Annotated in this window: 23 protein-coding genes; 14 read left to right on the top strand and 9 right to left on the bottom strand. The window is 62.5% G+C overall.

Going from position 1 to position 26,262, the window contains the following annotated elements:
* Window position 1 precedes the first annotated feature (1 nt).
* Window positions 2-1,672, top strand: a complete 1,671-nt coding sequence (locus HMPREF3087_RS06835) for a VanW family protein (RefSeq protein WP_070428553.1) — start codon at window positions 2-4, stop codon at window positions 1,670-1,672.
* On the opposite strand, the gene HMPREF3087_RS06830 is transcribed toward HMPREF3087_RS06835, so the two are convergent.
* Window positions 1,669-2,742, bottom strand: coding sequence for a GNAT family N-acetyltransferase (locus HMPREF3087_RS06830; RefSeq protein WP_070428552.1), 1,074 nt, complete (start codon window positions 2,740-2,742; stop codon window positions 1,669-1,671). The genes HMPREF3087_RS06835 and HMPREF3087_RS06830 overlap by 4 nt on opposite strands.
* 120 nt (window positions 2,743-2,862) lie before the next feature.
* Between HMPREF3087_RS06830 and fdxA the strand changes: the two genes are divergently transcribed.
* From fdxA to HMPREF3087_RS06790, 8 genes are all read left to right on the top strand, one after another.
* On the top strand, window positions 2,863-3,189 hold the full coding sequence (gene fdxA, locus HMPREF3087_RS06825) for a ferredoxin (protein WP_061942434.1): 327 nt from the start codon (window positions 2,863-2,865) through the stop codon (window positions 3,187-3,189).
* The gene (dapC, locus tag HMPREF3087_RS06820; RefSeq protein ID WP_070428551.1) at window positions 3,186-4,325 is read left to right on the top strand and encodes a succinyldiaminopimelate transaminase; all 1,140 of its coding nucleotides are present in this window, start codon (window positions 3,186-3,188) and stop codon (window positions 4,323-4,325) included. The genes fdxA and dapC overlap by 4 nt, the downstream gene beginning before the upstream one ends.
* 105 nt (window positions 4,326-4,430) lie before the next feature.
* Entirely contained in the window at window positions 4,431-5,711 is a 1,281-nt protein-coding gene (locus HMPREF3087_RS06815) for a citrate synthase (RefSeq protein ID WP_070428550.1), read from the top strand.
* A gap of 61 nt (window positions 5,712-5,772) precedes the next feature.
* Window positions 5,773-6,549, top strand: coding sequence for an LOG family protein (locus HMPREF3087_RS06810; protein ID WP_061942441.1), 777 nt, complete (start codon window positions 5,773-5,775; stop codon window positions 6,547-6,549).
* Complete coding sequence (gene folP / locus HMPREF3087_RS06805; protein WP_070428549.1) at window positions 6,546-7,418, top strand: dihydropteroate synthase; 873 nt, start codon at window positions 6,546-6,548, stop codon at window positions 7,416-7,418. The genes HMPREF3087_RS06810 and folP overlap by 4 nt, the downstream gene beginning before the upstream one ends.
* Window positions 7,419-7,440: 22 nt before the next feature.
* Window positions 7,441-7,707: a DivIVA domain-containing protein gene (locus tag HMPREF3087_RS06800; RefSeq protein WP_061942445.1), complete on the top strand. Its 267-nt coding sequence runs from the start codon at window positions 7,441-7,443 to the stop codon at window positions 7,705-7,707.
* 4 nt (window positions 7,708-7,711) lie between these two features.
* Entirely contained in the window at window positions 7,712-8,905 is a 1,194-nt protein-coding gene (locus HMPREF3087_RS06795) for a hypothetical protein (RefSeq protein ID WP_256173061.1), read from the top strand.
* Between the two features lie 85 nt (window positions 8,906-8,990).
* Entirely contained in the window at window positions 8,991-9,161 is a 171-nt protein-coding gene (locus tag HMPREF3087_RS06790; RefSeq protein WP_019175492.1) for a DUF3117 domain-containing protein, read from the top strand.
* A gap of 57 nt (window positions 9,162-9,218) precedes the next feature.
* On the opposite strand, the gene HMPREF3087_RS06785 is transcribed toward HMPREF3087_RS06790, so the two are convergent.
* Window positions 9,219-9,842, bottom strand: coding sequence for an O-methyltransferase (locus tag HMPREF3087_RS06785; RefSeq protein WP_061942449.1), 624 nt, complete (start codon window positions 9,840-9,842; stop codon window positions 9,219-9,221).
* 128 nt (window positions 9,843-9,970) lie between these two features.
* On the opposite strand from HMPREF3087_RS06785, the gene HMPREF3087_RS06780 reads away from it, so the two are divergent.
* Window positions 9,971-10,351, top strand: coding sequence for a twin-arginine translocase TatA/TatE family subunit (locus HMPREF3087_RS06780; RefSeq protein WP_019175490.1), 381 nt, complete (start codon window positions 9,971-9,973; stop codon window positions 10,349-10,351).
* A gap of 85 nt (window positions 10,352-10,436) precedes the next feature.
* Here HMPREF3087_RS06780 and HMPREF3087_RS06775 read toward each other — a convergent pair whose 3' ends face one another.
* From HMPREF3087_RS06775 to HMPREF3087_RS06765, 3 genes are read right to left on the bottom strand one after another with little or no spacing between them, the layout of a single operon-like run.
* On the bottom strand, window positions 10,437-11,564 hold the full coding sequence (locus HMPREF3087_RS06775) for an Mrp/NBP35 family ATP-binding protein (RefSeq protein ID WP_070428547.1): 1,128 nt from the start codon (window positions 11,562-11,564) through the stop codon (window positions 10,437-10,439).
* Between the two features lie 40 nt (window positions 11,565-11,604).
* Window positions 11,605-12,768 carry a P1 family peptidase gene (locus HMPREF3087_RS06770; RefSeq protein WP_070428546.1) on the bottom strand — a complete coding sequence of 388 codons (1,164 nt, stop codon included), beginning with the start codon at window positions 12,766-12,768 and terminating at the stop codon, window positions 11,605-11,607.
* Window positions 12,769-14,262 carry an aminopeptidase P family protein gene (locus HMPREF3087_RS06765; RefSeq protein ID WP_070428545.1) on the bottom strand — a complete coding sequence of 498 codons (1,494 nt, stop codon included), beginning with the start codon at window positions 14,260-14,262 and terminating at the stop codon, window positions 12,769-12,771.
* Window positions 14,263-14,318: 56 nt separating this feature from the next.
* Between HMPREF3087_RS06765 and HMPREF3087_RS06760 the strand changes: the two genes are divergently transcribed.
* Window positions 14,319-15,164: a PHP domain-containing protein gene (locus HMPREF3087_RS06760; protein WP_070428544.1), complete on the top strand. Its 846-nt coding sequence runs from the start codon at window positions 14,319-14,321 to the stop codon at window positions 15,162-15,164.
* 25 nt (window positions 15,165-15,189) lie between these two features.
* Here HMPREF3087_RS06760 and HMPREF3087_RS06755 read toward each other — a convergent pair whose 3' ends face one another.
* Complete coding sequence (locus HMPREF3087_RS06755; RefSeq protein WP_070428543.1) at window positions 15,190-16,686, bottom strand: DEAD/DEAH box helicase; 1,497 nt, start codon at window positions 16,684-16,686, stop codon at window positions 15,190-15,192.
* A 58-nt stretch (window positions 16,687-16,744) separates the two neighbouring features.
* On the opposite strand from HMPREF3087_RS06755, the gene HMPREF3087_RS06750 reads away from it, so the two are divergent.
* Window positions 16,745-17,374 carry a ferritin-like fold-containing protein gene (locus HMPREF3087_RS06750; protein WP_019175484.1) on the top strand — a complete coding sequence of 210 codons (630 nt, stop codon included), beginning with the start codon at window positions 16,745-16,747 and terminating at the stop codon, window positions 17,372-17,374.
* Between the two features lie 134 nt (window positions 17,375-17,508).
* Here HMPREF3087_RS06750 and HMPREF3087_RS06745 read toward each other — a convergent pair whose 3' ends face one another.
* Together HMPREF3087_RS06745 and HMPREF3087_RS06740 are read right to left on the bottom strand one after the other, a co-directional pair.
* On the bottom strand, window positions 17,509-17,730 hold the full coding sequence (locus tag HMPREF3087_RS06745) for a DUF3107 domain-containing protein (RefSeq protein WP_019175483.1): 222 nt from the start codon (window positions 17,728-17,730) through the stop codon (window positions 17,509-17,511).
* 55 nt (window positions 17,731-17,785) lie between these two features.
* Complete coding sequence (locus HMPREF3087_RS06740) at window positions 17,786-18,400, bottom strand: TetR/AcrR family transcriptional regulator (RefSeq protein WP_081499754.1); 615 nt, start codon at window positions 18,398-18,400, stop codon at window positions 17,786-17,788.
* 125 nt (window positions 18,401-18,525) lie between these two features.
* On the opposite strand from HMPREF3087_RS06740, the gene HMPREF3087_RS06735 reads away from it, so the two are divergent.
* Together HMPREF3087_RS06735 and HMPREF3087_RS06730 are read left to right on the top strand one after the other, a co-directional pair.
* On the top strand, window positions 18,526-21,822 hold the full coding sequence (locus HMPREF3087_RS06735) for a PD-(D/E)XK nuclease family protein (RefSeq protein WP_083272081.1): 3,297 nt from the start codon (window positions 18,526-18,528) through the stop codon (window positions 21,820-21,822).
* Window positions 21,819-25,190, top strand: coding sequence for an ATP-dependent DNA helicase (locus HMPREF3087_RS06730; RefSeq protein WP_070428541.1), 3,372 nt, complete (start codon window positions 21,819-21,821; stop codon window positions 25,188-25,190). The genes HMPREF3087_RS06735 and HMPREF3087_RS06730 overlap by 4 nt, the downstream gene beginning before the upstream one ends.
* Here HMPREF3087_RS06730 and HMPREF3087_RS06725 read toward each other — a convergent pair.
* A complete protein-coding gene (locus tag HMPREF3087_RS06725) occupies window positions 25,180-26,226 on the bottom strand; it encodes a phosphotransferase (RefSeq protein WP_070423730.1) in 1,047 nt (348 codons plus the stop codon). The genes HMPREF3087_RS06730 and HMPREF3087_RS06725 overlap by 11 nt on opposite strands.
* Window positions 26,227-26,262: the final 36 nt, after the last annotated feature.

Genomic DNA, 26,262 nt, shown 5'->3' with positions numbered 1-26,262 from the left:
TATGTCAAAAGCTCTGTGGGGAACCCTGACGGCAGTTGCCGTTGTTCTCATCGGCTATGCGGCCCTGGCCTTTTGGACGGGGCGGTCTGTTCCGGCCGGAACTCATGTTGCCGGCATCGACATCGGCTCGATGAGCCGGGACGAAGCCGTGAAGGCTCTCGATGAGGGGCTTGCGGACAGGGCCCAGGAGCCGGTTGCGCTGAGTGCGGGTGAGGATTCGGAAGCTGAATTTTCTCCTGACGATGTGTCGCTGGGCTTTTCGGCTGAAGACACCGTGGATGAGCTCATCGGCCCGCGGTTCAACCCGGTCGATATTTTCCGCGCGCTGTCCGGCAGTGAGCACGACAAACCGCTGGCACTCGAATACGACCAGAAGGCTCTCGATACCGCGGCGAAGTCGCTGGCCGAGGACCTGAGCGTGGAGCCGAAGAACGCCGAACTGGCTTTCTCTGGTGAAAAGCCGGAAGTCACGGAAGACGCAGACGGCCGTGAAGTCACTGCCGACAGCATTGTCGAGGCCATCGAAACTCAGTGGCCCGCACAGGACGGCAAGCCGCTGAACACGACGGCTGAGACCGTCGAACCGGACATTACGGACGCCGAAGCGCAGAAGGCGAAAACAGAGATTGCAGAGCCGGCTGTCGCATCGCCTGTGACCCTGAAGTCGACGGGCGAAAAGTCCGGCGAAAGCCTCAAACTCTCACCCAAGGCGATTGCGAAGGCAGCTTCTTTCACACCGCGCGAATCAAAACTTGCCCTTGAGCTCGACGGCAAAGCCCTGAAGGGTTCGCTTTTCAAAGAGAACAAGGGAGTGGGCGAAAAAGCACAGAACGCCAGTTTTGAGTTCTCCGGCGGAAAGCTGACGGTCGTTCCATCCAAGGACGGGATCTCGGCGAAAGACGCTGACGTGGCGAAAGCCGTCGACGCCGCGCTGAAGGCAGAGAACCGCACAGCAGAACTGCCGCTGACAGCGGAGAAAGCATCCTTTACCACGGATGATGCGAAGAATATGAAGATGGAGACGATGGGTAAGTTCTCCACCCCGTATTCGTCGCAGCCGGGCCGCGACACCAACCTCAAGGTCGCATCCGCCAAGGTTGACGGCACCGTTGTTCAGCCGGGCGAACAGTTCAGCCTCAACAAAGCACTCGGACAGCGCACCGCGGCCAACGGCTACCGCAAAGCGGGCGTTATTTCCGGCGGAGAGATGAAACAAGACTACGGCGGCGGTGTTTCACAGGTGTCGACAACGCTGTTCAACGCCGCGTTCTTCTCCGGTATGCAGTTGGATAAGCACAAAGCTCATTCGCGCTACATTTCGCGCTACCCGGAGGGCCGCGAATCCACCCTTGACTGGCATTCGATCGACATGGCCTTCACCAACACCTCGGACAAGCCGGTGGTTCTGCACATGTCGGTCTCCGGCGGCCAGGTCAACGCGGAAATCAAGGGCGAGAAGACTCTCGAAGTCGAAGCCGGCGCATCGGGCCGTTTTGCCCACACGAGTCCGGCAACCGTGAAGAAGTCCGGCCCCAGCTGCAAACCGCAGTCCCCGCGGGGCGGATGGTCGATCACCATCTACCGCACTATGAAGAACATTGAGACCGGCAAGGTGACCAAGGACCAGTTCACGACCGTCTACCGCCCGGTCAACAGGATCGTCTGCGACTAAGCCCCCGCGGGCTGCTCAGCGTTGCCGCCCGCAGCGGCCTCCTGGACGGCGAACCAGAAGCGGTGGTGCTCCTTAAAGCCCAATCCGGCCAGGAGTGCTGTTGCCTCTTCGTTTGCTGCGAGAACATCGCAGCCGATCGAGCGGATGCCCTGAACCGCAGCCAAGCGGGCGGCGGCTTGCACGAGAGCCTTCCCGGCACCTCGGCGGCGCAGCTGGGGATTGACAACCAGATTGTCCACCCAGCCCCACTTGCTGGCGATAGCCAGCCGGACAGCGCCCACGAGTGATTTCGACCCGTCCGGGTGCAGTGCAACGGCTGAGAGAAAAATCACCTGCGGCGCACTGTGCAGGAGCGCGCGCATGTCCTCAGTGTCGTCATGACCCCACGCGGCCAAGTGCACCGCGTGGGCCTGATCGGACTGCACAATCTCCAAACCCTGAGGCGGCTGTGCGGCACCCGCAACTTCCCGGGCCGGGGCAGTCATCGTGAGCCACGTGTCGCTGGGGGAAAACCCCGCCGGTCGCAGCAGCTGCGAAACCTGCGCCGAGGCGGAGTCGAGTTCTCCTCCGGCCTCACCTGAAAAGATCTGCAGGGCAGGGGGAAGGCCCCGATCTATGTACCACTTCTCGACTGCTCCGAGTGCCTCTTCCGCGGGGACCTGCGGGTCTGTGAGCACAAGAGCGGAGTTCGCGCGAGCATCGGCCCCGGCGGCGGCGCGCAAGAGCCAGCCGGACTCGACCGCAGAGACCCCACCCTCGTCCGAGGTGAGTTCTTCGGCAACCGCGTCCCGGTTGAGCCACACGCTTTCGCCCGGCAGCCACACTTGGGCTGAAATGCGGCGCAGGTCTGCCGCCGACACGGTCGAATGGACGGGACCCGGTCGCTTAGGTGCCGGCGGGATTTCGTGGGCGAGCTCAATGGAGGCCCGCTCAATCCGCACGGGACCGCGCTTGGAGTCAACTGTCACGGAGTCGGCATCGGCCGCGAGAACGTGGCCGAGAGCGTCTGTCAGCTGCCCGCCGTCGCTGTAGCGGACGACGACCCGCATTCCCGGCTGCGGCTCAAACACTCCTGTGACCTCCAAGGTGTATCCAGACCATGAACGTCACCACCTTAGCGGGGGAGTACCCTTGGATCAGATGAATGCCGCCGGGAGCGTGTCACTCCACGCTCAGCAGAAGGAGTCCCAGTGACCTACATCATTGCCCAGCCCTGCGTCGACCTCAAAGACCTCGCCTGTGTTGACGAATGTCCCGTCGACTGCATCTACGAAGGCGAGCGGATGCTCTACATCCACCCCGACGAGTGCGTGGACTGCGGCGCCTGCGAACCGGTCTGCCCTGTTGAGGCCATCTACTACGAAGACGACGTCCCAGAAGAGTGGGCCGAGTACTACACGGCCAACGTCGACTTCTTCAACGACCTCGGTTCACCCGGCGGAGCCGCCGGTGTCGGCAATGTCGGCTACGACCACCCGATCGTTGCAGCGCTGCCCAAGCAGGAACACGACGAGTGACCTACGAACGCTACGGCCTTCACCTGGAGGCCTACCCGTGGGATCGGCTGGCCGCCGTACGGCAGACCGCCGAAGCTCATCCCGATGGGATCGTCGACATCTCAATCGGCACGCCCATCGACCCAACACCGGAGCTCATACAGGAAGCCCTGCGGGCGGCAGCTGACGCTCCGGGCTATCCCACAACTGACGGCACTGTTCAGCTGCGCGAAGCGATTGCCGGCTGGTCAAAGCGGGTCCGCGGCATCGAACTTGATCCCGGCAGCGAAATCCTGCCGACGGTCGGGTCCAAAGAGTTCGTCGCAGCCCTGCCGAGCCTGCTGGGGCTCGCTCAGCTGGGACTGCGCGTGGCATGCCCGTCGCAGGCATACCCCACATATGAAATCGGTGCGCGCCTTGCCGGTGTCGAATGTGTGCGCATCAATGCAGCAGACATTGCCGCGGGAGCATCGCTGGAAGGTGTGGGCCTCCTGTGGCTCAATTCGCCGGGCAATCCCACCGGCCGCGTAGATACGGCTGAAGAGCTTCGGGCTGTCATCGCAGAAGCGCGTCGCTGCGGCACCGTGGTGGCCGGCGACGAATGCTATGCGGCTCTCAACTGGGTCGGCGACCGTCCGACCCCGTCGGTGCTCGACCCCGAGGTCGTCGGCGCTGACTATTCCGGCGTGCTGAGCGTCTATTCTCTGTCCAAGCAGTCAAACCTCGCCGGCTACCGTGCATCATTCGTCACGGGTGACCGCGTGCTCATCCGGGAACTGACCACCACCCGCAAACACCAGGGAATGATCGTTCCCGCACCCGTGCAGGCGGCGATGATCGCCGCTCTGAATGACGACGCGCACTGGCAGCGGCAGCGCGACATTTACCTGCGTCGTCGCGAGCTTCTGCGGCCGGCAGTCGAACAGGCGGGCCTGCGCATCGACCATTCGGAAGCGGGCCTGTACCTGTGGGCAACCCGGGGCGAAGACTGCATGGCAACACTCGAATGGCTGGCAGGGCTGGGCATCATGGCAGGCCCAGGCTTCATCTACGGACCGGAAGGACAACAATACGTCCGGCTGGCACTGACAGCACCGGACGAAAGGATTCGTGCGGCGGCTGAGAGGCTGCGCGGAAGCTCAGCTACCACACGTTGAGTGAACTCTCAGTGATTTACTGTTTTTTCTACAATTAGGTAATCTTCTTCATGTCTCTGAACCACAGCGGAACAGAGCGTGCGAAGTTCGAACAGAGGAGAATCAATGGCGGCAGACGGCTTCCTGCGGGTAGATGACCATGAACTCGAACTCGAAGGCGTCGAATCAACAGCCGGTACTGAGGGGCTGAACATCAGCAAGCTCCTGGCTGAAACCGACCGCGTCACCTTCGACCCCGGCTTTGGCAACACCGCCTCGTCGACCTCCGCCATCACTTTCATCGACGGTGACGAAGGCATCCTGCGCTACCGCGGATACGCCATCGAAGACCTCGCCGAGAACGCATCCTTCGTCGAAGTCGCCTACCTCCTCATCAAGGGCGAACTGCCCACCGCCGAACAGCTGAAGTCGTTTGAAGAGCGCATCGCCCAGCACGCCGAAGTCCCGCAGGGCATCTACGACCTCGTCGCCGCAATGCCGGAAGACGCTCACCCCATGTCGATCCTCTCGACCGCCGTTTCGGCGCTGGGCACCTTCAACCAGGACACCATCGACGTCTACGACGACGCACAGATGGAAGAAGCCGCCGTTCGCCTGCTCGGCGCCATGCCCGTCTTGACGGCCCTGGCCCACCGCCGCCGCTTCGGCGTCGACTCGGTCCTGCGCCCCGAACCGCAGTACGGTCTGGTCGGCAACTTCTTCCGCAGCAACTTCGGTGTAAGCGGTGAAGAATACGCATCCAGCGAGAACGTTCGCAAGGCGCTCGACCTTCTGTTCATCCTGCATGCAGACCACGAACAGAACTGCTCGACATCGTCGGTTCGCCTGGTCGGCTCGTCCGAAGCAAACCTCTACCAGTCGGTTGTAGCCGGCATCAACGCTCTGGCAGGCCCTCTGCACGGCGGCGCGAACTCCGCGGTGCTGGAAATGCTCGAAGAGATTTCGCAGTCCGACGACGGCGCCGAAAGCTACATGGAGCGGGTCAAGAACAAGGAACGCGGCGTACGCCTCATGGGCTTCGGCCACCGCGTCTACAAGAACTACGACCCGCGCGCTGCCATCATCAAGCAGACCGCCCACGACATCATCGAAGAGCAGGGCGGCAACGACGACCTCCTGGACCTTGCTACAGCTCTGGAAAAGGTTGCGCTTGACGACGACTACTTCGTCAGCCGCAAGCTGTACCCGAACGTCGACTTCTACACGGGTCTGATCTACAAGGCGCTTGGATTCCCCACCGACATGTTCACGGTGATCTTCGCCATGGGCCGTCTGCCCGGCTGGATTGCCCAGTGGATTGAAATGCGCGGTGACGACACCACCCGCATCGGCCGTCCGCGCCAGATCTACACCGGCGAAAAGCTTCGCACCTACCCGTCGAACTGACGGCTGGGTGAAGGCGGGGTGAGGCACTGTGCCCGCCCCGTCTTTTTCGTGAAAGGACACAATGACCAGCTCTGACATCCCGAACGACGAACTCTTCTACACGAAGGGCTCACTGCACCTGCGAAGCCAGCACGTGCCCGAAACCACCGCCGACCAGCGGCTGTTGGACAATCGCCCTGACTCTGGCTGGGTGCACGAAGACCCGTGGCGGACCATGCGGATCCACGCGGAGTTCATTGAGGGCTTCAGTTCGCTGGCGGGTCTGCCGACGGCAGTGTCGATCTTCGGTTCGGCCCGCCTGAACGAAGGCACGGAAGAGTACGCCCTGGCTGAAGAGCTCGGTCGCAGGCTCGTGGACGAGGGATACGCGGTTGTCACCGGCGGTGGGCCCGGTGTCATGGAGGGCGGCAGCAAGGGTGCAGCGGAAGCCGAAGGAACCTCGGTGGGCCTGGGCATCGAACTGCCGTTTGAATCGGGGCTCAACCCCTATGTGGGCATCGGCATCAACTTCCGCTACTTCTTCGTGCGCAAGACGATGTTTATGAAGTATTCCTCGGCCGCGATTGTGCTGCCCGGCGGCTTCGGCACGCTTGACGAGCTGTTTGAGGCTCTCACACTGGTGCAGACACGCAAGAAGAACCGCTATCCGGTGGTTCTCATGGGAACGGACTTCTGGTCGGGGCTCGTTGACTGGATCACCACCACACTCGTCGACAAGGGAACGATTTCTCCCGGCGATGTCGATCTGTTCCACCTGACGGATTCGGTGGATGAGGCAATTGCCTTCATTCAGGAGTCTGCCGACCAGCCGATTCCCACCGGTCGTTTCCGTCCGTGACGTTCAGAGTTCGCGGGGTTGAGGCCGGACCCCTGCAGCCGGTCATCATGGCTGTCATCAACCGGTCGACGGACTCTTTCTACACGTCTGCGGCAACCGTGGATGATGCACTCTGCTCTGCCGAGGAGGCGGTCCGGGAAGGTGCGCGGATCCTCGACATCGGGGGAGTGAGGGCCGGGCGCGGACCGGCTGTGTCGGTAGGCGAAGAAATCGCTTTGGTCGCGCCGGTCATCTCGGCTTTGGCCAAGGAGTACCCGGATGTGCTCATCTCCTGCGACACCTACCGCGCACCGGTGGCCAGAGCCGCGGCCGAGGCCGGTGCCGGGCTCATCAACGACACGTGGGCGGGTGTGGATCCTGATGTCGCACACGCCGCCGCCGAGGCGGAGGTCGGCCTGGTCTGCTCCCATACCGGGGGCCTGGCTCCCCGGACTGACGCTCATCGCAACCGGTTGGGTCTATCGTCTGCTGATGTCATGCCGGCCGTCATGGAGGGGCTTGAGCGGCTGCGTGCACGCGCCCTCGAGGCGGGTGTTGACGAACGAGCCATCATTCTTGACCCCACACCCGATTTTGGGAAGAACACGTACCAGTCGGCCGCTGTTATGCGGGACCTTGGCATGCTCACAGCCGGTGAGAGCGCCGTGATGCTCGCGATTTCGCGTAAGGACTTTGTGGGAGAGCTCGTCGGTTCACAAGGACCGGATGACCGGCTTGCCGCCACTATTGCGGCCACGGCGCTTGCAGTTGATGCGGGTGCTGCCATTATCCGCACGCATGACACGGCTGAAACACGTCAGGCGATTGACGTGGTTGTCGGCATACGCGGCCTCAAACCGCCTGTCAGCGCACAGCGAGGACTGCGTTGAAAGCGTGTGAGAGCATAGACGCATGGCCTGGATGATCCTTGGAGTGTGCGCGGCGCTCATCGTGTTCGCAGCCGTTGCCGCCGGTGCTTTCGGCATCTTCGATTCCGGCATGAGCGAACCCGAACCCGTTCTGCCACCGAAGGACGCATCCGCTGCTGATATTGCCCGGATGCGGTTCTCACCAGCTTTCGGCGGGTACCGCAGGGACCAAGTTGATCAGGCCATTGACATCCTCACTGCCCGCATAGAAGAGCTTGAAGAAGAAGCCGGTGTCAGAACCGAAAAGTGAAGCCGTGCAGTTACGCACCGAAGCCTTCTCTGCCCGGAGTCTGACCGCGTCTCTACTGCGCCTGCCGGTATGGGTGCAGGCCACTGCGGTCTATGCCGTCAGCCGCGTGGTGACTCTGCTGCTGTTCAGCATTGTTCTGCGCTTCCAGGCGCCCACGTTCTGGTCGGACAACAAACCTCCGACCTTCTTTGAGTTCCTGGGCTTCTGGGACGCTGACTGGTACCGGCGAATCGCCGACGAGGGCTACCCCCGCGTTCTTCCGCTGACCGACAGTGGGGATGTCGCCCAGAACCAGTGGGCGTTCTATCCGCTGCACCCCACGATCGTCGGCTGGCTGCGCGATATGACGGGCATTGACTACAAGGTGCTCTCACCCATCGTGTCGCACATCTTCGCCTTGGCCGCAGCGATTGCGATCCTGTACCTGTTCCGGCGGCACGCAGATCCTGCACGAGCCCTTGCCGGTACAGCGCTCGTGTTCTTCTTTCCCGCAGCAGCCGTCTTTTCGACCGGCTATTCGGAAGCCGCCGGCATCTTCTTCCTCGCGCTTTCCCTGCTGTGCGTGGATTCTCGCCGCTATCTTCTTGCCATTCCAGCAGTTCTCCTCATGGACCTCGCCAGGCCCATTGGGGTGGCGTTTTCGTTCTTCATGCTCATTCACCTGCTTGATCGGATCCGGCGCAGGCAGACAGAGCCGTATCCGCTGTTGGAAGTCCTGACATCGTGGGCTTTGGGTGTGCTGTCGTGCTTCTTCGCCGTACTGCAGCCGCTGGGAGCATGGATGCTCACGGGACAATTCGACGCTTACCGGAAGACCGAAGCTGCGTGGACGGGCCACACGGAGGTCTTCACCCAGTGGCTGACCGCCTCGACACGCTATCTGGGCTGGTGGGGGCCGATTGCCCTCGCTGTTCTCATACTGCTGTTCGTGTGGGGAACGCTCGGTCCGACGGGTGAGCTGATCGGCAGGACGCAGAAGCAGTTCCTTTTCGGCTACGCCGTGTACCTGCTCTTGTTCTTCACACCGCAGACTTCAACCCTGCGGCTTCTGCTGCCGATGTTCGGTCTGGCAATGGTGCAGGCGCGCAGTCGCTCCCGCACGGCTCTGGCTACGGCGCTTATCGGGTTTACGGTCCTGCAGCTTCTGTGGATATCACTGCTGTGGCGTCTGGTGCCGCCCACGGGCTTCCCGCCGTGATATGACGAAGAAGGTCTCGTTATGTGCGAAACCCGAGAAAGTGTTGGATAATAGCTGATAACTGTGTTCGGCGAAAGGATTAAGAATGGCAGCTCAGAAGCCTCGCACCGGTGATGGCCCTCTCGAAGTGACGAAAGAGGGACGCGGCTATGTCCTTCGCCTGCCCGTTGAAGGCGGCGGCCGTCTGGTTATCGAAATCAGCCAGGACGAAGCTCAGGACCTCAAGGATGTCCTGGCCGGAGCGCTCGAAGGCTGACCGGCGTTTCGCAGATCCCGTTCTCCCGATGGGAGAACGGGATTTTTCTTTGGCCGGTCAGCGGCGCACTGCCAGCAGTCCCGCATCGATCGGCAGGAGCACACGGTTGGGGGAGTCCTGGAGGTCGGCAAGAACCCGACGCAGGGCGGTGGAACTCGCATCCCGAGCAGCGGGGTCTGCGACGGTCCCCGAACCCAGGGCGTCATTGACCACCAGCAGTCCGCCGTTGCGCACCTTCGTCAGGGCCTGCGGCACGATGTCGGGGAAACCAGCCGGGTCAGTGTCGACGAACACGAAGTCGTAGCCTTCCGGTGAGAGCCGGCTGAGGACCGATTCGGCAAAACCCTGGATGAACCGTGTTCGGTGGGCGCGGAAACCTGCGACCTCAGCGAGTTCAGCAGCCACTGACTGGCGTTCGCGATCAATGTCAACACTCGTGAGCATGCCGCCGGGGCCCAATCCTGCGAGTATCGCCAGTGTTGACGCTCCCGTGCCGGTGCCCAGCTCAACGACGTTCTTTGCACCGGTCAGCTGTACGAGCATGGTCAGAAGCCTGGCGGATGTCGCGCCCAACGGGGCGCTCTGATAGTCCGCCGCAATTGTGCGCGCCGCTTCTTCTGCGGCTGTCGCGGTGTTGAACCGAGAAGCGTAGTGGCTGTCAGCCGCCCAGTTTCTGGACAAGCGCTCCTCCTGTTCTGCGTGTGCTCCCGCCGGGCCTGATGACCCCGGTGGGATAAGCATAGTCACAGGCCCCGGCGTGTGCCGACCTCGGCTGAAGCCGGAGGGCGCCACGGCTTAGAATGGTGTGCATGTTCGGGATCAACGGCACTGAGTTCATCATCATCATGCTTGTTGTTCTCATTGTCGTAGGCCCGCAGCGCATGCCGGAATATGCCGCGCAGCTGCGTGATTTCGTCAAAACCATGCGCAAGCAGATCGTCAGTCTGCGCGACAGCGTGCAGGACGAAATGGGTGACGACTTCAAAGACGTCGATTGGCAGAAATTCGATCCACGCCAGTACGACCCGCGCAGGATTGTGCGTGAGGCCCTCATGGAAGACGACGAACCCGAACCGGCTGATGATCGCCCGCTGGAGCCCATGCGCCTGTCACCCCTGCAGAGGTACTCAGAACAGGCTGGCCAGCGCGACACATCGAAACCGGCGCCGTTTGACGACGAAGCCACGTAAGCGCCGACCCAATGCTGTGAAATCGAAAAGAGGGGCGTGCGAGGTTGAAACTCGCACGCCCCTCGTCTTCAGCTGTGTGCCTTACTCAGGCCGGTGACAGTCCCAGCGAACGGCCGGCAAGTCCGCGCGAACGGCGGCTGAGCTGCTGGGCAACAGAGCGCAGCGTCACCGAAGCGGGGGAATCCGGGTGGGACAGGACGGCCGGCACACCGGCGTCAGCGCCGGAGCGGACGGGCTCGTCCAGCGGAATCTGACCCAGGAGCGGGACCTTCGCACCGGTTGTGCGGGTCAGCTGTTCGGCGACCTCGGTGCCTCCTCCGGAACCGAAGATTTCCATGCGCTCACCGGAGGGCAGCTCGAGCCACGACATGTTCTCGACAACACCCGCGATGCGCTGGCGGGTCTGGGTTGCGACCGTGCCGGCGCGTGCGGCTACCTGGGCTGCAGCCTGCTGCGGTGTTGTGACAACCAGAAGCTCCGAGGTGGGCAGCAGCTGTCCAACCGAAATGGCGATGTCACCCGTACCCGGCGGCAGGTCGAGCAGCAGGATGTCGAGGTCGCCCCAGAACACGTCCGTGAGGAACTGCTGGAGTGCACGGTGCAGCATAGGTCCGCGCCACACGACAGGCTGTGACGGCGGGACGAACATGCCGATCGACATGACCTTCACGTTGTGAGCCACCTGCGGGATGATCATGTCGTCCACGCGGGTGGGGTTGCCGGACAAGCCCAGCATGCCGGGAATCGAGAAGCCGTAGATGTCGGCGTCGACAACGCCGACCGACAGGCCCTGTTCGGCGAGTGCGACAGCGAGGTTGGCGGTCACGGACGACTTGCCGACACCGCCCTTGCCGGAGGCCACCGCGTAGACGCGGGTGAGCGAGTTCGGTTCGTTGAAGGGAATGGGGCGCGAGGTGCCGGGCCCCTGGAGCTTTTCGCGCATCTCTTGGCGCTGCTCGGGTGTCATGGTGCCCAGTTCCACGTTGACGGCGGTGACGCCCTCAACAGCCTGTACGGCCTTCGTGGTGTCGCTGATGATGGTGTCCTTGAGCGGACAGCCCGCGACTGTCAGCAGAACGCGCACGTCGACGGTGCCGTCGTCTGCGATGGTGAATTCGTCGAGCATTCCCAGTTCGACGATGCTGCGGCGGATTTCGGGGTCTATGACGCCTTTGAGGGCTTCATATACCGCGTCCCTGTTGGGAGGTGTCACTGACCGACCTTCCTCTGACGACGATATTCGACTGGCTATTCTACTGTTCGTCGGTGTGTTCCGGTTCGGGGTGTGGCGAGTTTTCTAAATTGCCGAGGCGCCGCTCGGCTTCCTCTTCCCACTTCTGTGAGAGTTCGGGAAAGACAGTGCTGAATGCATCGGGGAAGGGGTCGGGATCTCGTTCCCACGGCAGGGCCTCTTCTGCACTGAGCACACCGTCGATGATGGCGGCAGACAAAGCATCGGCGGCGGCAATATTGAGTTCGGTCAGCAGTGCTGCGGAGTTCTCAGTGCGCTCGCCCGTGCTTAAGGCAAACACCGTGTCGCCGTCGAACATCGTGTGGGACGGCCACACGGCCCTGGCGATTCCCGCGTGGGCCGACGCCGCTAGCCGAGTGGTCTCAGAATCAGTGAGACCTGCATCCGTGCAGATGACGGCGATCGTCGTGTTGGTGCGGGCGTCTTCCTGCGCGGTTCCGCGTTCGGCAGCTGTCGCGACCAGCCTGGCAACCTCAGCTGGGTCGACACCGGGCAGTGTGAGCCCATAGGCCGACAGCGCCTGTGCCGCGTAGAGTTCGCCGCAAAGTGAGAGGATGGTGCCCATGGGGTTGGCAATCACGACGGCACTGACCCAAGCCCCCGACGAGGTGCGGATCGAAGCGTAGCCCATTCCGCCTCGGGAGAATCCGCGACCAGTCCACGCTGCTGTACCGGCACCTTCCGACCCTCGGAAAGAACTGATGCTGGGTTCTTCGGTGAGGTGGTACCCAAGCGCATGAACAGCGGCCCAGTACCCGTCGCCGGCATCTGGGATGCCGCTGCGATGATCCTCGCGACTGCCGTGATGCGGCCTGCGGCCGATGTCGAAAATCGCGGCCGCAGGAACAATGGGTACTCGAACACCGGCAACGGGTGTGCCGATGCCGGCTTCAGCCAGACGGTTCTGCACACCGCGTGCGGCAGCCAAACCCAGTGCGCTGCCACCGGTGAGGACAACAGCGTCAGCCCCAAAGGGCAGGGTGCCAGGGCGGGCGATGTCGGTTTCGTGCGTGGCGGGACCACCGCCTCGGGAATCAACACCGACAGTCGTACCCGGCGGAGGAATGAGTACGGTGACGCCGCTGCGTTCATCAACTGAATCAACCCCGATGCGAACCCCCAGATGTTCGGGGCTCACACCGGGAAGCAGACAACCGAGTTCCATTCAGCTGCGCCCCTGAACCCACGCTTCGATTTCTTCGCGAGTCCGCGGGAAGCCGGCTGACAGGTTCTCGACACCGTCCTCGGTGACGAGAATGTCGTCTTCGATCCGCACGCCGATGCCGCGGTACTCCTCGGGAAGCAGAAGATCCTCTTCCTTGAAGTACAGTCCCGGCTCAATCGTGAAGATCATGCCCGGCTTGAGGTCAGCACCCAGGTACATGTCGGCACGCGCCTGGGCGCAGTCGTGAACATCGAGGCCGAGGTGGTGGCTGGTTCCGTGGACCATCCACCGGCGGTGCTGCTGGCCCTCAGGGCTGAGCGCCTCTTCGGCAGAAACCGGCAGAAGACCCCACTCTTCCAGGCGGTGCGCAATGACTCCCATAGCGGCATCGTGGACCTCGGCGAACTTCACGGGACGGTTGACGTGCTCACCGGCAACCGCAAAAGCAGCGTCCGCGGCTTCCAGAACCGCGTCGTAGATGCGGGCCTGCACATCCGAGAACGTGCCGCTGATCGGAATCGTGCGGGTGATGTCAGCCGTGTACAGGCTGTCGGCCTCAGCACCGGCATCGACCAGCAGCAGATCACCCGGGTTGACCTTGCCGGTGTTCTTCGTCCAGTGGAGGGTGCAGGCGTTGTTGCCGGAAGCGGCAATCGTTTCGTAGCCCACGTTGTTGCCCTCGGTGCGGGCAGCCTTCCAGAACGCCGTTTCGATGACCCGCTCACCGCGGTGGTGGCCGACGGCTTCGTCGAGGCTGTCGACGATGTGGTCGAAGCCTTCACGAGTGATTGCGATAGCGCGGCGGACTTCGCCGATTTCGTAGTTGTCCTTGATCAGGCGCAGTTCGGACAGGAACTGGGCAAGTTCGTCATCGCCGGCCTGGCTGGCCTCGAGGTCGGCCTGAACGGCCTGGCGTGCCCTGTCGACCTGCGCTTCGATGCTGCTGTCGGCACCGCGCAGCAGACGCACCGAGGTGCTGCCGAGGTCCTTCGTAATGGATTCGCCGGCTTCGGAAATGGGCCGGCACGCCATGCCGGTCATGGTCTCCATGGTTTCCAGTTCCGGGCGCTTGCCGACCCAGTATTCGCCGTAGCGGGCGTCCGAGAAGAACTCCTCGGTGTCCGCTCCAGCGCGCGGGCTGAAGTAGAACGTGACGTTGTGGCCGTCCTCGGTGGGTTCGAACACGAGCACTGAGTCGGGCTCAAGGTCAGCGTGCAGCCCGGTCAGGTGAATGAACGCGGAGTGCGGGCGGAAGGGGTAGTCGGTGTCGTTCGAGCGGACTTTGAGGCTGCCGGCGGGAACGACAACCCGTTCGCCGGGAAACGCCTGGGACACAGCCTCACGGCGTGCGGGAGTGAAGCGGGAAGCTTCGAGTGCTTCGGCGGGAACGGGAGTGCGCTCCCAGCCCTGAGCTACGAAATCCCGGAAGGCCTTCGAGTTCGGCCTGCGGGAGCGGTTGTTGACACGGTCATCAAGAGCCTGATCGGTAGTCATGACTCCAGCATAGTCGCCAGTGCCGCCGTGTCATCCGGCTCAGTAGACTGTGTGGCATGTCGATCGATCTGCACACCCACTCGAGCTTTTCCGACGGCACTCAAACGCCCGAAGAACTGCTGAAAGAAGCCGCGCAGGTGGGGCTTGAGACTGTCGGGCTGACAGATCACGACACGGTTCGCGGATGGGCCGATGCGGCCGTGGCAGCCAAACGCGAAGGCATCAGCCTGGTGCGCGGTATGGAAGTGTCGTGCAAACACGACGGTGTGACAGTGCACCTGCTGAGCTACCTGCACAACCCCGAAGGGGCTGAACTTTCCGCCGCGGTTGCCGATATGCGCAAAGCCCGCCTTGAACGCGGCCAGCGCATGGTCGAACTGCTCAGCCGCGACTACCCGCTGAACTGGGACGACCTTCTGGCCGTTGTCGGCCCTGAAGCGACAATCGGACGGCCGCACATTGCCGACGCCCTCGTAGCCGGCGGATTCGCCGCCGACCGCAGTGCGGCTTTTGCGCACCTGCTCTCCCCGCGCGGGCCCTACTACGTGCCGATTCCGGCAATATCCGCAATCGATGCCGTGCGCATGGTTCACGATGCCGGGGGAGTAGCCGTGTTCGCCCACCCTCTTGCATCAGCACGCGGCCGCGTGCTCGGTGACGCCGCCATCGGCGAACTCATCGAAGCGGGACTCGACGGCTTGGAGATCGACCACCGGGACAATCCTCCGGAGGGGCGACGCCGACTGCGCCGCATGGCGGCAGAACACGACCTCATTGTGACCGGATCATCCGACTATCACGGCGCCGGAAAGCCAAACCGGCTCGGTGAAAACATCACCGAGCCGGAACAGCTGGAGCGAATAGCCGAACGAGCCCGCGGCGTCGAAGTCCTCCACGCCTGACCCGCCCGGCACCCGCCGGAACCCGTCAGTCTTCTTGCGCTCCGCCTCGAGTGCGGCGGCGACGGCGACGACGCTTGGGAGCATCCCCATCAGAGGTCTTCGCCTGCTGTGCGGAATCGGACTTCTGCGCATCCGAGCCCTTCTCAACGCTCTTGCCTCCGCGAGTGCGGCGGCGCGGGCGACGCGGCTTGCTGTCATCACGACGACGCCCGCCGCGGCCGGAACGGCGGTTCTCGCCGCGGCCAGAACCTGAGCCTTCCGACTTTGCGGACTGTGCTCGCGGCAGCCGGCCCTTGGTGCCCTTGGGGATGTTCTGCTCTTCAAACAGGTGGGGAGACGTGGAGTAGGTTTCCTTCGCCTCGAGGTCCTGCTCAAGGGTGCGGGCGATCATGTTCCAGCGCGGAATGTCATCCCAGTCGATGAGCGTGATCGCAATGCCGGTGCTGCCGGCACGACCGGTGCGTCCCACGCGGTGAATGTAGGTGCTTTCGTCATCCGGGCACTGGTAGTTGATGACGTGGGTGACGTCCTCAACGTCGATGCCGCGGGCAGCGACATCGGTGGCAACCAGAACATCGGTCTTGCCAGTGCGGAAGTTTTTCAGAGCACGCTCGCGCGCCTGCTGGTTGAGGTCACCGTGCAGCGGGCGGGCATTAAAACCACGGTCCGTGAGCTCTTCGGCCAGACGGTCGGCAGTGCGCTTCGTCTTGGCGAAGATGATGGTGCGGCCGCGACCCTCTGACTGCAGTACACGACCGACGAGCTCGGCCTTGTCCATAGCGTGGGCACGGTAGGCGAACTGCTTGATGTTCGCAGTCTTTTCGTGCGCCGACTGTTCGTTCGCTGCCCGAATGTGAGTGGGCTGGTGCATGTAGCGGCGAGCCATTGTCACAACCGCACCCGGCATGGTTGCCGAGAATAGCATCGTCTGGCGCCCAGCAGGCAGAGCGGCGATGATCCGCTCAACATCCGGCAGGAAGCCCAGGTCGAGCATTTCGTCGGCCTCGTCGAGGACGACGGTCGTGATTTCGCTGAGCTTGAGAATCCGACGGCCGTACAGGTCGAGCAGACGGCCCGGAGTTCCGACGACGACATCGGCGCCGGCCTTGAGCGATTCAATCTGCGGTTCGTAATCCCGACCGCCGTAGATCGTGACGACCTTGACCTGCAGCTTTTCTGCCGCGGTCGCAAGTTCGCCGGCAACCTGCTGGGCGAGTTCGCGCGTTGGTGCGACGACGAGCCCACGCGGGGCGCGTCCGGCTTCGGGGATTTCGGGGGTTGAGCCCTCGGCCGGAGCGAACTCTGGGCGGACGGGAGCGTCGAGGCGCTGCAGCAGCGGTAGGCCGAAGCCGAGGGTCTTGCCGGTGCCCGTCTGCGCCTGACCGATGATGTCGGCGCCGCCGAGCGCGATCGGCAGAGTCATCGATTGAATGGGGAAGGGCTCGGTGATGCCGTGATCGGCAAGAGCCGCGACGATGGGGCCGGAAACCCCGAAGTCAGCAAAAGTCTTCTGTTCAGTCACATTTTTCCTATTGTCTATCCGGTGCGGCGAACGCACTCACGGCGGTTAGGCTAGGGCCATGCCCCACTCCAACACGCCTGAAGAAGTCCACGCGGCAACGCTGTCCGTTTTGGCCTTCCACGCACTTTCGACGTTTGAACTCACATCAACGGACTCACAGCACGCGCCGAGCATCCGCGAATCCATCGGCCTTGCGCGTCTTGCGGGGCACTCGCTCGAACACTTCGAGCGGCTGGCGTCGCGGGTGGCGGACTTGGGCGGGGATCTGACGAGCCTCATGGAAAGCCAGGCGGGTTCGTTCCGCGCTTTCCGGGAACGCACTCGACCCAAAGACTGGTACGAATCCGTCATGAAGGTCTACGTCTACGACGGGATCATGACCGAATACTGTCGAAGCACCCTCACAGCTCTTGACTCCAAGAGTCGAGAGGTCGTCGATTCCGTGTTCGATGATACACGCTCTGCCGACTATCTCCGGGAATGCCTGCGTTCAGTCGTGGCCGACGACGAGGTGATCGGCAGCCGCCTGGCACTGTGGGGACGCAAGCTCGTCGCCGAATCTCTCACCCGCATCCGCGAATTCGCCGCAATCCCGAACACAGTATTCGAAAAGCCCGACGAAGCTCTTCTCCAGAGGCTGCTCGCCGGGCACTCCAAGCGCATGTCGGACCTCGGGCTCACCGCCTGACCCGAGCGCGCACCTGACTGAGCGGGGCAGCGGGAGATCAGCGGCGCCTCGTGAGTCAGGAGCGGTGACAACAGAAAAACCCGTGCGAACAGGAAAAAGGGGAGGCCCACAGCCTCCCCTTTTGACTTAGCCGATCAGCTGATGCCGAAGCCGACCCGACCCTGCGTGGACGGGCCGGAGTCAACATAGGCAATGGAATCAGCCGGCACGACAACGCGACGCTGACCGTCCTCCAGCACGAGAGGAGTGCCGTCCTTCAACGCGGAATCGACAAGGTCCTTCAGCTGCTGAGCATCAAGATCAGATTCGATGGCGATCTCACGAGTGGACTGTGTGATGCCGATTTTGATTTCCATAGCGCCTCCTTGGCGGGTTCGCGGTTCGCAGAGGCAACCTCACACGAGGCTGCGCTTATTCCCCCAGGTGCAGGTCAACCTGGGGATCTTCAATCGCCGACAGCCCGTCAAAAGCGAGGATGCCGACAAGACGAGCACTTTCGTAAGGATCGTAGTCGCGGTTGCGGGACCATTCGAACGCCGCCTGCTTCGCCATGCCGACAAGAGCGTGGCCGAGGATGTTCGCTTCGGCCTCCGTGACCTCGGTGTCGCGGCGGATGGAACGGCTCACCGTGTCGGCGAAGCTGTCCAGAGCATCCCGCCAGTGCTGACGGCTTTCGTCGTTTTCGTTGTCGGCGCGCATAAGGACATCAAAGGCGTTGCGGTCCTCAACTGCGAACATGAAGAAGCTCTTGATGGTCGAGTACACGCGCTCGCGGCGGTCATGAACCGAGTCCAGCAGAGTGGCGAGCATTCGGTTGAGGTTGTCAATCGCCTCGTCAAGGACCGTGAGGAACAGGTCAAGCTTCGATTCGAAGTGCTGGTACAGGACGGGCTTGGACACTCCGATGCTCGCAGCAATCGCATCCATCGACGTCGCGTGGTAGCCCTCCTGGGCAAACTGGCGGGTAGCGATGCTGATGATCTGCGCGCGGCGCTGCGCGCGTCTCATACGAGGTGTCGGCGGCATTGTGTGACTCTTATCTGACGACGGACGCGGAGACAGGAGCTGTTCCGCGGTGAACGACTGACCATTCTAGATCTTTTTTCTGTGCGTGCGGCCCTTATGTCAGTGGTTCGTGGTCTCATAGGAGCATGATGACGAACTCGGGTGCAAAAAGCAGGGACGCAGAGCGCGCTGGTGCGGACGACGCGGCGGTTGAATCCCTGCTTGCCGGGCAGCGGACGGCGGTGTTCGGCGGTCCCGGTACAGGAAAGACCGAACAGCTGATCAACACCTACTCCGTTTTGGCTGGGCGCGGGGGACACGAATCCGTTCTTGCGCTCACTCCCAGCCGCGAACACGCAGACACCCTGCGCGATCGCCTGCCGAGTGCCGACACCATTCGCTCCGCACCGGCAGCCCGGTCGGTCCACTCCTACGCTTTTTCGCTCGTATCAGCGCATTCGACGGCTGTAGACGGTCGGCCGCTTGACTTCATTTCCGGTGCAGACCAGGAATACCTGCTGGCCTCTATTCTCGAAGGCTTTGAATCCGGACGGGTTTCCGGTCCCGAATGGCCGCCGGGCTTCAGCAGAGAACTCCGTGACACCTCGGGCTTTCGTCGACAGATGCGCGATGCACTGAACGCCGTTATGGGCTACGGCATGAAATCGGATGAACTGAAACGGCTGGGCAAATGGCGAGGCCTGCAGGAATGGCAGGCTCTGGCTCGCGTCCTGCAGGATTACGAAGACCTCCTTGCGATCCCCGTTTTCGGCGGCGTCGACACAGCCGCGGTCTTCGCCCACGCAGCTTCGGTAGTCGCCGGCGACAGCGCGGAAGCCGGGAACAGCTGGTCGTTCTCTTCGGAAACGGTGCCGACCCACATTCTGCTGGACTCTGCACAGGACTTCCCCGACACCGCGCTTGATTTCCTGCTGGCACTCGAAGCCAAAGGCACGACCATCGGCCTGTGGACATCCCCGGACACGACAGTGCAGGGATTCCGCGGCGCCGGCGGTCGGCTGTTCAGGCACCTGGCAGCGGGCACGCAGACCTTCACCATCGACGGTGCCGCACACGTGCACCGCGGGGCCGGCGGCATTCGCCGCGTCTATGATTCCCTGGCCCGCATCATTTCCCGCGATCTTCACCGTCGGCACGTCCCAGCTTCGCCGGAAGACTTCGCAGCCGGGACCTCGACCGTGTCCACCGCCGCCGTGGGCACTCATTCCCAGCAAGCGCGCTTGGCTGCCTCGCTCATTCGCACCTGGCACGACGAAGGCACGCAATGGGACGACATCGCGGTGTTGTCGCGCTCATCCGGGACCGCATCTGCGCTCGCGGCAGAACTCGCAGCACACGGGATTCCGGTGCAGAAACAGGTGCAGCCGCTCAGCTCCCAACCGGCAACCGCGCACATCCTGCGCCTGCTCGCCCTTGGCGAAAACCCAGAACCCGGTGAGCGCGAACGCCTGTGCGAAGACATCGCGGCAGGCCCCTACGGTGAACTCGACGCGGTCGGCGCGGGAAGCCTGCGGCGAGCACTGCTGCGCACTGACAGTCGGGAAGACACCAGCGATACCAGCCTGGGGGCGCTTCTGCTCAGCGCTATCGACCGGCGTGCCGAAACCGCTGATAGCGCTGATGCAGCGGATGGTGCTGTAGGCGCGGACGGGGGACCGCAAGCAGAGAACACCGCGGCGGGACACCGGATTGTGCGCATGCTGCAGCGCGTTCTGACGGCGGCGGAAGGTACGCGCAAGCTCGATCCGGAAAGCGCAGTGTGGGAAGTCTGGGAAGCTTTCGACGTTGCCGACGAATGGCAGCGCCGCGCAGAATCCGATCCCGAAGACGAACGCAACACCGACCTCGACGCCGTCATCCGCCTGCAGACGCTGGCACAGAAATTCACCGACAGAGCAACTGCCCAAGCCGAAAGCTTTGCCCAGACGGTGCTGAGCCAGGCAATTGCACAGGACTCCCTGGCACACTCCGGACAGAGTCGCGAAGTCCCGGTGACCACACCGGCGGCAGTTGCACACCGCGACTTTGAGCACGTCATCATCGCCGATGTGCAGGACGGCACGTGGCCCAACACCCGGGTGCGCGGCTCGGTTTTCCTTCAACAGCAGCTCGACGAAGATCTGGCTGCTGGGGCTTGGCGCGACGCCGACGGGACATCAGCCGAAGACAGCGCTCGCCCCGTCGATTCTGATACGGGGGACAGCTACCGCAAACTGCAGAGGGACACCGTCCGTGACGAAGGCCGCATGTTCCTAGCGGCACTGTCTCGGGCTCGCTTAAACGCGGTGGTTCTCGCCGTCAACGACGGTGAAATTCTGCCGTCGGTGTTTTTCGAACACGTTCAGAAAGCCGCCGCGCAGTTCGGCCGCGAGGGCACGCACTCCGCGGCCGAGCCGCGAATTCTTGGTCCAAAAAGCGACGACGCGAGCGTGGGGCCAGCATCCATGCGCCAACTTGTGGGCTATGCGCGCGGCCAGTTTGAAAACAGCACCGACCCCAAGCCGTGGGCACAGCTGCTGGCCAGCCTTGCCAATGCCGGCATCGAATCAGCGTCGCCGGAAACCTGGAGCGCCTGGCGTGAACGGTCAACGGCTGAACCTTCGGCCGCTCCGGATGTTCCCGTGACGATTTCGCCGTCGACCCTGGAAACATTTCTGGAGTGCTCGCTCAAATGGCTGCTGTCACGCCACGCAGGCACGATGCCGTCCACCAACGCCCAAAAGATCGGCACTCTCGTGCACTCTTTGGCCGAAGAATACCCGCAGGGCGGTTATGCGGAGCTGAAAGAAGCGTTTGAAGAAGGCTTTGCTCTCTTGGAATTCCCCTCCCAGTGGGAACGCGACAGGCAGTATGCCGAAGGCCTCGACATGGTGGCCAACCTCAACGCCTTCCTTGTGGGTCGGCGCAGTGAGGGCTATGAATTCATCGGCTCCGAAATGACTTTGGCTGCCGACAGCGGTGAGGGCTGGCGGATCCGCGGGCGCATTGACCGGCTGGAACGTGACAGCGACGGCCGCCTGCACATCGTCGACTTCAAAACCGCGAAAACGCCGAAATCCCTGAAGGACGCGCAGAATGACCCTCAGCTGGGGGCGTACCAAGCGGCCATGGGTCTGCCGAAAGTCCGCATTGTAGGGGAGGACGGCCAGCCGATGCCGCTGTCAGAGTACGGCGCTGAGTCCGGAGGCGGCATGCTCATGTACCCGCGCAAAGCCGCCGGGACTGGCGGAACATCGAATCGGCGTATGCAGGACCCCATGACGGGGGAAACGCGCGAGGAATTCTTGGCTCAGAAAGTGCGGCCAACAGCTGCCGGCATTCGCTCCGCAGAATTCCCTGCCACACCAAGTGCCGAAGCGTGTCGCTTCTGCCCCGTGAAGCGCTCTTGCCCCGCTGTTCAGACAGGAGAGGACGAATCGTGAACTGCAAGCCTCCGTTCTATTCAGCGGACGACCTCGCCCAGATCGTCGGCACACCGCTCAAAGACGGCACCAAGCCCATGCCGACTGACGAACAGAAGAAGATCATCGAAAGCCCGGTCGATGAACCGGCTGTCGTGGTCGCAGGTGCTGGTTCCGGCAAGACCGCTGTCATTGCGCAGCGTGTGCTGTGGCTGGTGGCTAACCGCTACGTTGCCAAGGATCGGATCCTCGCGCTCACCTTCACCCGCAAAGCCGTCGGCGAACTCGCCAAGCGCATCAACGGTTTCATCAGCGCATTCGAGGCCTACGAGGCAGCCAAAGGCAGGCCATGCGAAAGGGGAGAGGACAGCGAGCGAGACCTACTGGACGCGCTGTTCGGACCAACCGTGCAGACCTACAATTCCTATGCTTCGGCACTCGTCAGCGAGTACGGCCTGAGCATTGGGATCGAAGACGGAACCACCATCCTCGACGATGCGGAAGCCATCCAGGAATTCGGTTCGCTCGTCGACCAAGCGGCCGATGCCGATATTCCGGCTGGAAAATCACGAGCCACGGTCATCAAGGACACTCTGCACCTGGCCTCGCAGATTGACGAACACCTCAAAACGTCAGACGACGTGATCACGTACCTCGATGCGTCTTTGGCAGATGCGGTCAGTTCGGACAACCTGACAGAACACGCAGCCGCGGTTCGCCGCAAGCGCATTCCCAAAGAGGAAAAAGAAGCCCTCGCCGCACGTTTAGAAACACTGGCCGGTGAAGCTGCCGGAGTTCGCACACTGTCACCAGAATTCATTGACCGAGCTGTCGCCGCGGTGGTGGAAGCAGGGACATCTGAGCTCATCGAATCGCTGCTGCGCAAAAAACAGTACGCGGTGCTGGCCGGTCGATGGAAAGAGCACAAGAGCGAAACCGGGCGCATGCAGTTCTCTGACCAGGTCGCTTCCGCTTACACAATCATGACCGCTGACGAACAAGCCCGACGTGAGGAGTGCGGCCGCTGGGACATCATTCTGCTTGATGAATACCAGGACACCTCGGACAGCCAGTTCAAACTTCTTGAGAAGCTGTTCTCTGACAAAGCCGTCACCGCGGTCGGCGACTACCGCCAGTCCATCTACGGTTGGCGTGGAGCCTCGGCTGGCAGCCTTCGCGACTTCCCGGAAAAGTTCAGGTTCAACGGCCAGCCCGCGCAGGAATACTCGCTCAGCATTTCTTTCCGCAATGCGCAGCTCATTCTGGACGCGGCAAACGCTGTCTCAGCTAAGCTCACAGCGATCTCGGCAGCCTCAGCGAAGCAGCTGGAGCACAAATCGCGCGCCGCAAAGGGCACCCAGGCTGCGCCCGAACCAGACGAGGCGACCCACGGCACTGTGACAATCTGCACGACATCGGGCAGCACAGATATCCAATACGGCCTCGACCAGTACCGTGACCTTGCGCTGTGGATGAAGGAGCGGACGGGCACCCGGGCGGTCCTTGTGCGGGCTCGCAAATCCATCGGACCGATCGCTGACGCTCTGCGGGCGGCGGACGTTCCATATGCGATTGTCGGCTCACGCGGTTCGCTCGACAACCCCTACACGGCCGATGCTGTCGCCGCTCTTGCTGCCGCAGTGGACATCACGGCATCGAGCGAGGTGATGCGGCTGCTGAGCGGACCGCAGGCAGCACTGGGTGCAAAAGACATCCGAGCTCTCAACCGCTTCTGCCGACTGCGCTCAGAAGGTCTTGAAGAAGACGCGGTGCCTACTCTCATTGAATGTATCGACGAATTCGCCGACGACGCCACATTGGATGATCTTGTTGATCGAGCAGGACTGTCGGCTGTCGCGATCAGCAGACTGCAGTCCTTGGCGCGGCGGCTCAGAACAGTTCGCCGAAGTGCGTCATCGCCCGTTGACGCGCTGCGTGCTGCGATCCGCGTTTTCAACCTCGACCTCGACATCGAGGCTTTGCCCAATTCCGAACCCCATCGCAGGGCCATCGATTCGCTTAAGGCCATGGCGCTGAACTACGGTGCTCAGCACCCGTCTGCTGCGGCGGCGGACTTCCTTGCCTGGCTCATGGTGGCTGAAGAAAGCGAAGCCCTCGAAGCTGCCGCAGAAGAAGCCGACCCCGACTCCGTCCAGATTATGACGATTCACGCGTCCAAGGGTCTTGAGTTCAGTGCCGTGGCGGTCCCCGACAACACCGTCGGCGATCTCCCTACTCTGCCCAGGAGCACAAAAGCATGGCTGGCGGGAGCCGAACTGCCCTACCCCCTGCGCGGAGACAGGCAGCACTTGGCCGACCTCGACACAACACGGCAGAATCTCAGCACCGCAAAAGACATGAAAGAGCTGTTCGCAGGTTCGCTCGGCGAGCAGATCAAAGCGGACCACGAAGCCGAAGAACGGCGTCTGGCCTACGTTGCCGTCACCCGTGCGGAAACGCACCTGTGGCTGGGCGCTTCGGCAATGACCAGCCGCACCAAACCGAATACCCTGTCGCCCTTCTTGGAGGAGATCACCGAAGCACTTGGCCGGGAAGTCGCACTGCCCGAAGCCGCTGACCCTAGTGCCAGGCCTATGACCAGCTTGGTGTGGCCGCCGGTGGTTGCTGAGCAGACGTTCAGGCAGCGCGTAGAGCTCATTGCTGAATACAGGTCAGCTTCGGGCACTAACCTTCGCGACCTCGAAAGCATGCCGGATATCGGAGGGCTGGCCAGGAGCGCACAGGCTTTCCTTGAGCCAGAACCGCACAGTGCGCCTGCCGAACTCAGCCGCTTGTCGACAACAGCTCTCGTTGACTTCGTGGGCGACCGCGAAGAATTCGACCGGCAACGCAGCCGTCCCATGCCGCAGAAGCCCTCTTCGGCTGCGGCTCTCGGTACAGAATTCCACGCGTGGGTCGAGAACAGGTTCGGTCAGTCGAGCCTGCTTGAACTGGACGACTACACGCCCAGGCGTTTGGGAGATAGGGACAGGGCACGCTTGGAACAGCTTAAGAAGCGGTTCGAAGCGTCAGAGTTCGCCAGCCGGACACCTGCCGGAGTCGAACTTCCCTTTGAACTCAAAGTCGGTCCGAAGGTCATCTCTGGAAAAATCGATGCGGTATTCGACACCGGCACAGCACTCGAGGTTGTCGATTGGAAGACCGGCTCTGCGCCCTACAGCGAACGCGAAATGGCAGACCGAGCGATTCAGCTTTCGATGTATGCCCACGCCGTCGCCCGCATGCCGCAGTTTGCGGGACGGGAAGTGTCAGCGGCCTTCTACTTTTTGGGCAGCGACACCGTTGTGCGCTTCGCGGCTGCCGGCGCAGACAGCAGCGAGCGGACCCTGCTCAGCTGGGAAGAGCTGGAGGCCGCTGTCAGCGGCTGATGATGTCGGTGGCTTCACCGTCGTCATCGGGGGAGTCGAAGGACAGCGGGCGCAGACCGTCGGAGTCATCCGTCGTCTTTGTTCCCTCCTTCGGCTCCCCACCCGCCGCGTCACTGTCACCCTGCGGAACAATGAGTTCGGCAAGGTCCGCCAGCATTTCTTCGACTTCCTTGATCTGCGCGTTGTCGCCAGAATCAACAGCGGCCAAAAGGAGCTCGAGAACAGCCATTTCGCTGCGCAGGTCGATGCGGCTGCGCAGACCGGCATCATCGTGTCGGACATGCTCCGTGTAGAGCTCGAAAAACCTGTTGAAGTCCTCAGGTTCCAGCAGGTGCGAAACAGCTTCGAGGTCGACAGCGGGATCGCCCACGCGCAGCGAACTGAAATCGGCAACCGTCACAATCGACTCGCCGTTGGTGCGCAGCGCATCAATTGTGAGATCACCGTGCAGAGGAACCGGCAGGAAATGCCACAGGGAGGGAGTTTCAAGAACCGTTTCCCACCTCTCCAGCAGCTGCGACGGTACGCGGCCGGTGGCGGCACCTCGGTCCAGCAGGTCCCACAGGAGGCTCCGGGCCTCCTGAGGTTCGTGGACCACGAGCCCCGCATCGGCAATCGGCCCTGTTTCGGCACCGTGCAGAACCGCCAGAATCTCGGCCAGAGAATCAACGTGGCTCGGGGCGGTGCGGAAATCCTCCGTCGACATTGGCGCACCCTCGAGCGGCTGGGAAATCGCGATGCAGCATTCTTCTTCGCTGATCTGTCCCGGGCGGAAGGTCCGCGATTCAATGACGCGGGGCACGGCAAAGCTGCGCTCGGTGGGCAGAATGGAGCGCAGAACAGCAGATGCGAGCTTTTCGGCCTCGGCATCAATTGCTGCGGCCTGGTCAAAGGCCGCGACGACAACGGTGCGCTCACCGTCGCTGACGAGCAGGCGCGGGCCGCGTTCGTCATCGAGCCGTTTCCAGCGCTTGGCCTTGAACCCGTCCAGCATGACGGTGCTGATTGCTACTGCACGAAGATCGAAAGTGTCCACGCCTCCAATCTACCCGGGCTGGACTTGCTCTTCAGT

It is taken from the genome of Brevibacterium sp. HMSC22B09, from assembly GCF_001806795.1.
Classification (GTDB): Bacteria; Actinomycetota; Actinomycetes; order Actinomycetales; family Brevibacteriaceae; genus Brevibacterium; species Brevibacterium ravenspurgense.
Note: the sequence above shows the minus strand (reverse complement) of the source record. Positions and strands in the feature narration are given on the sequence as shown.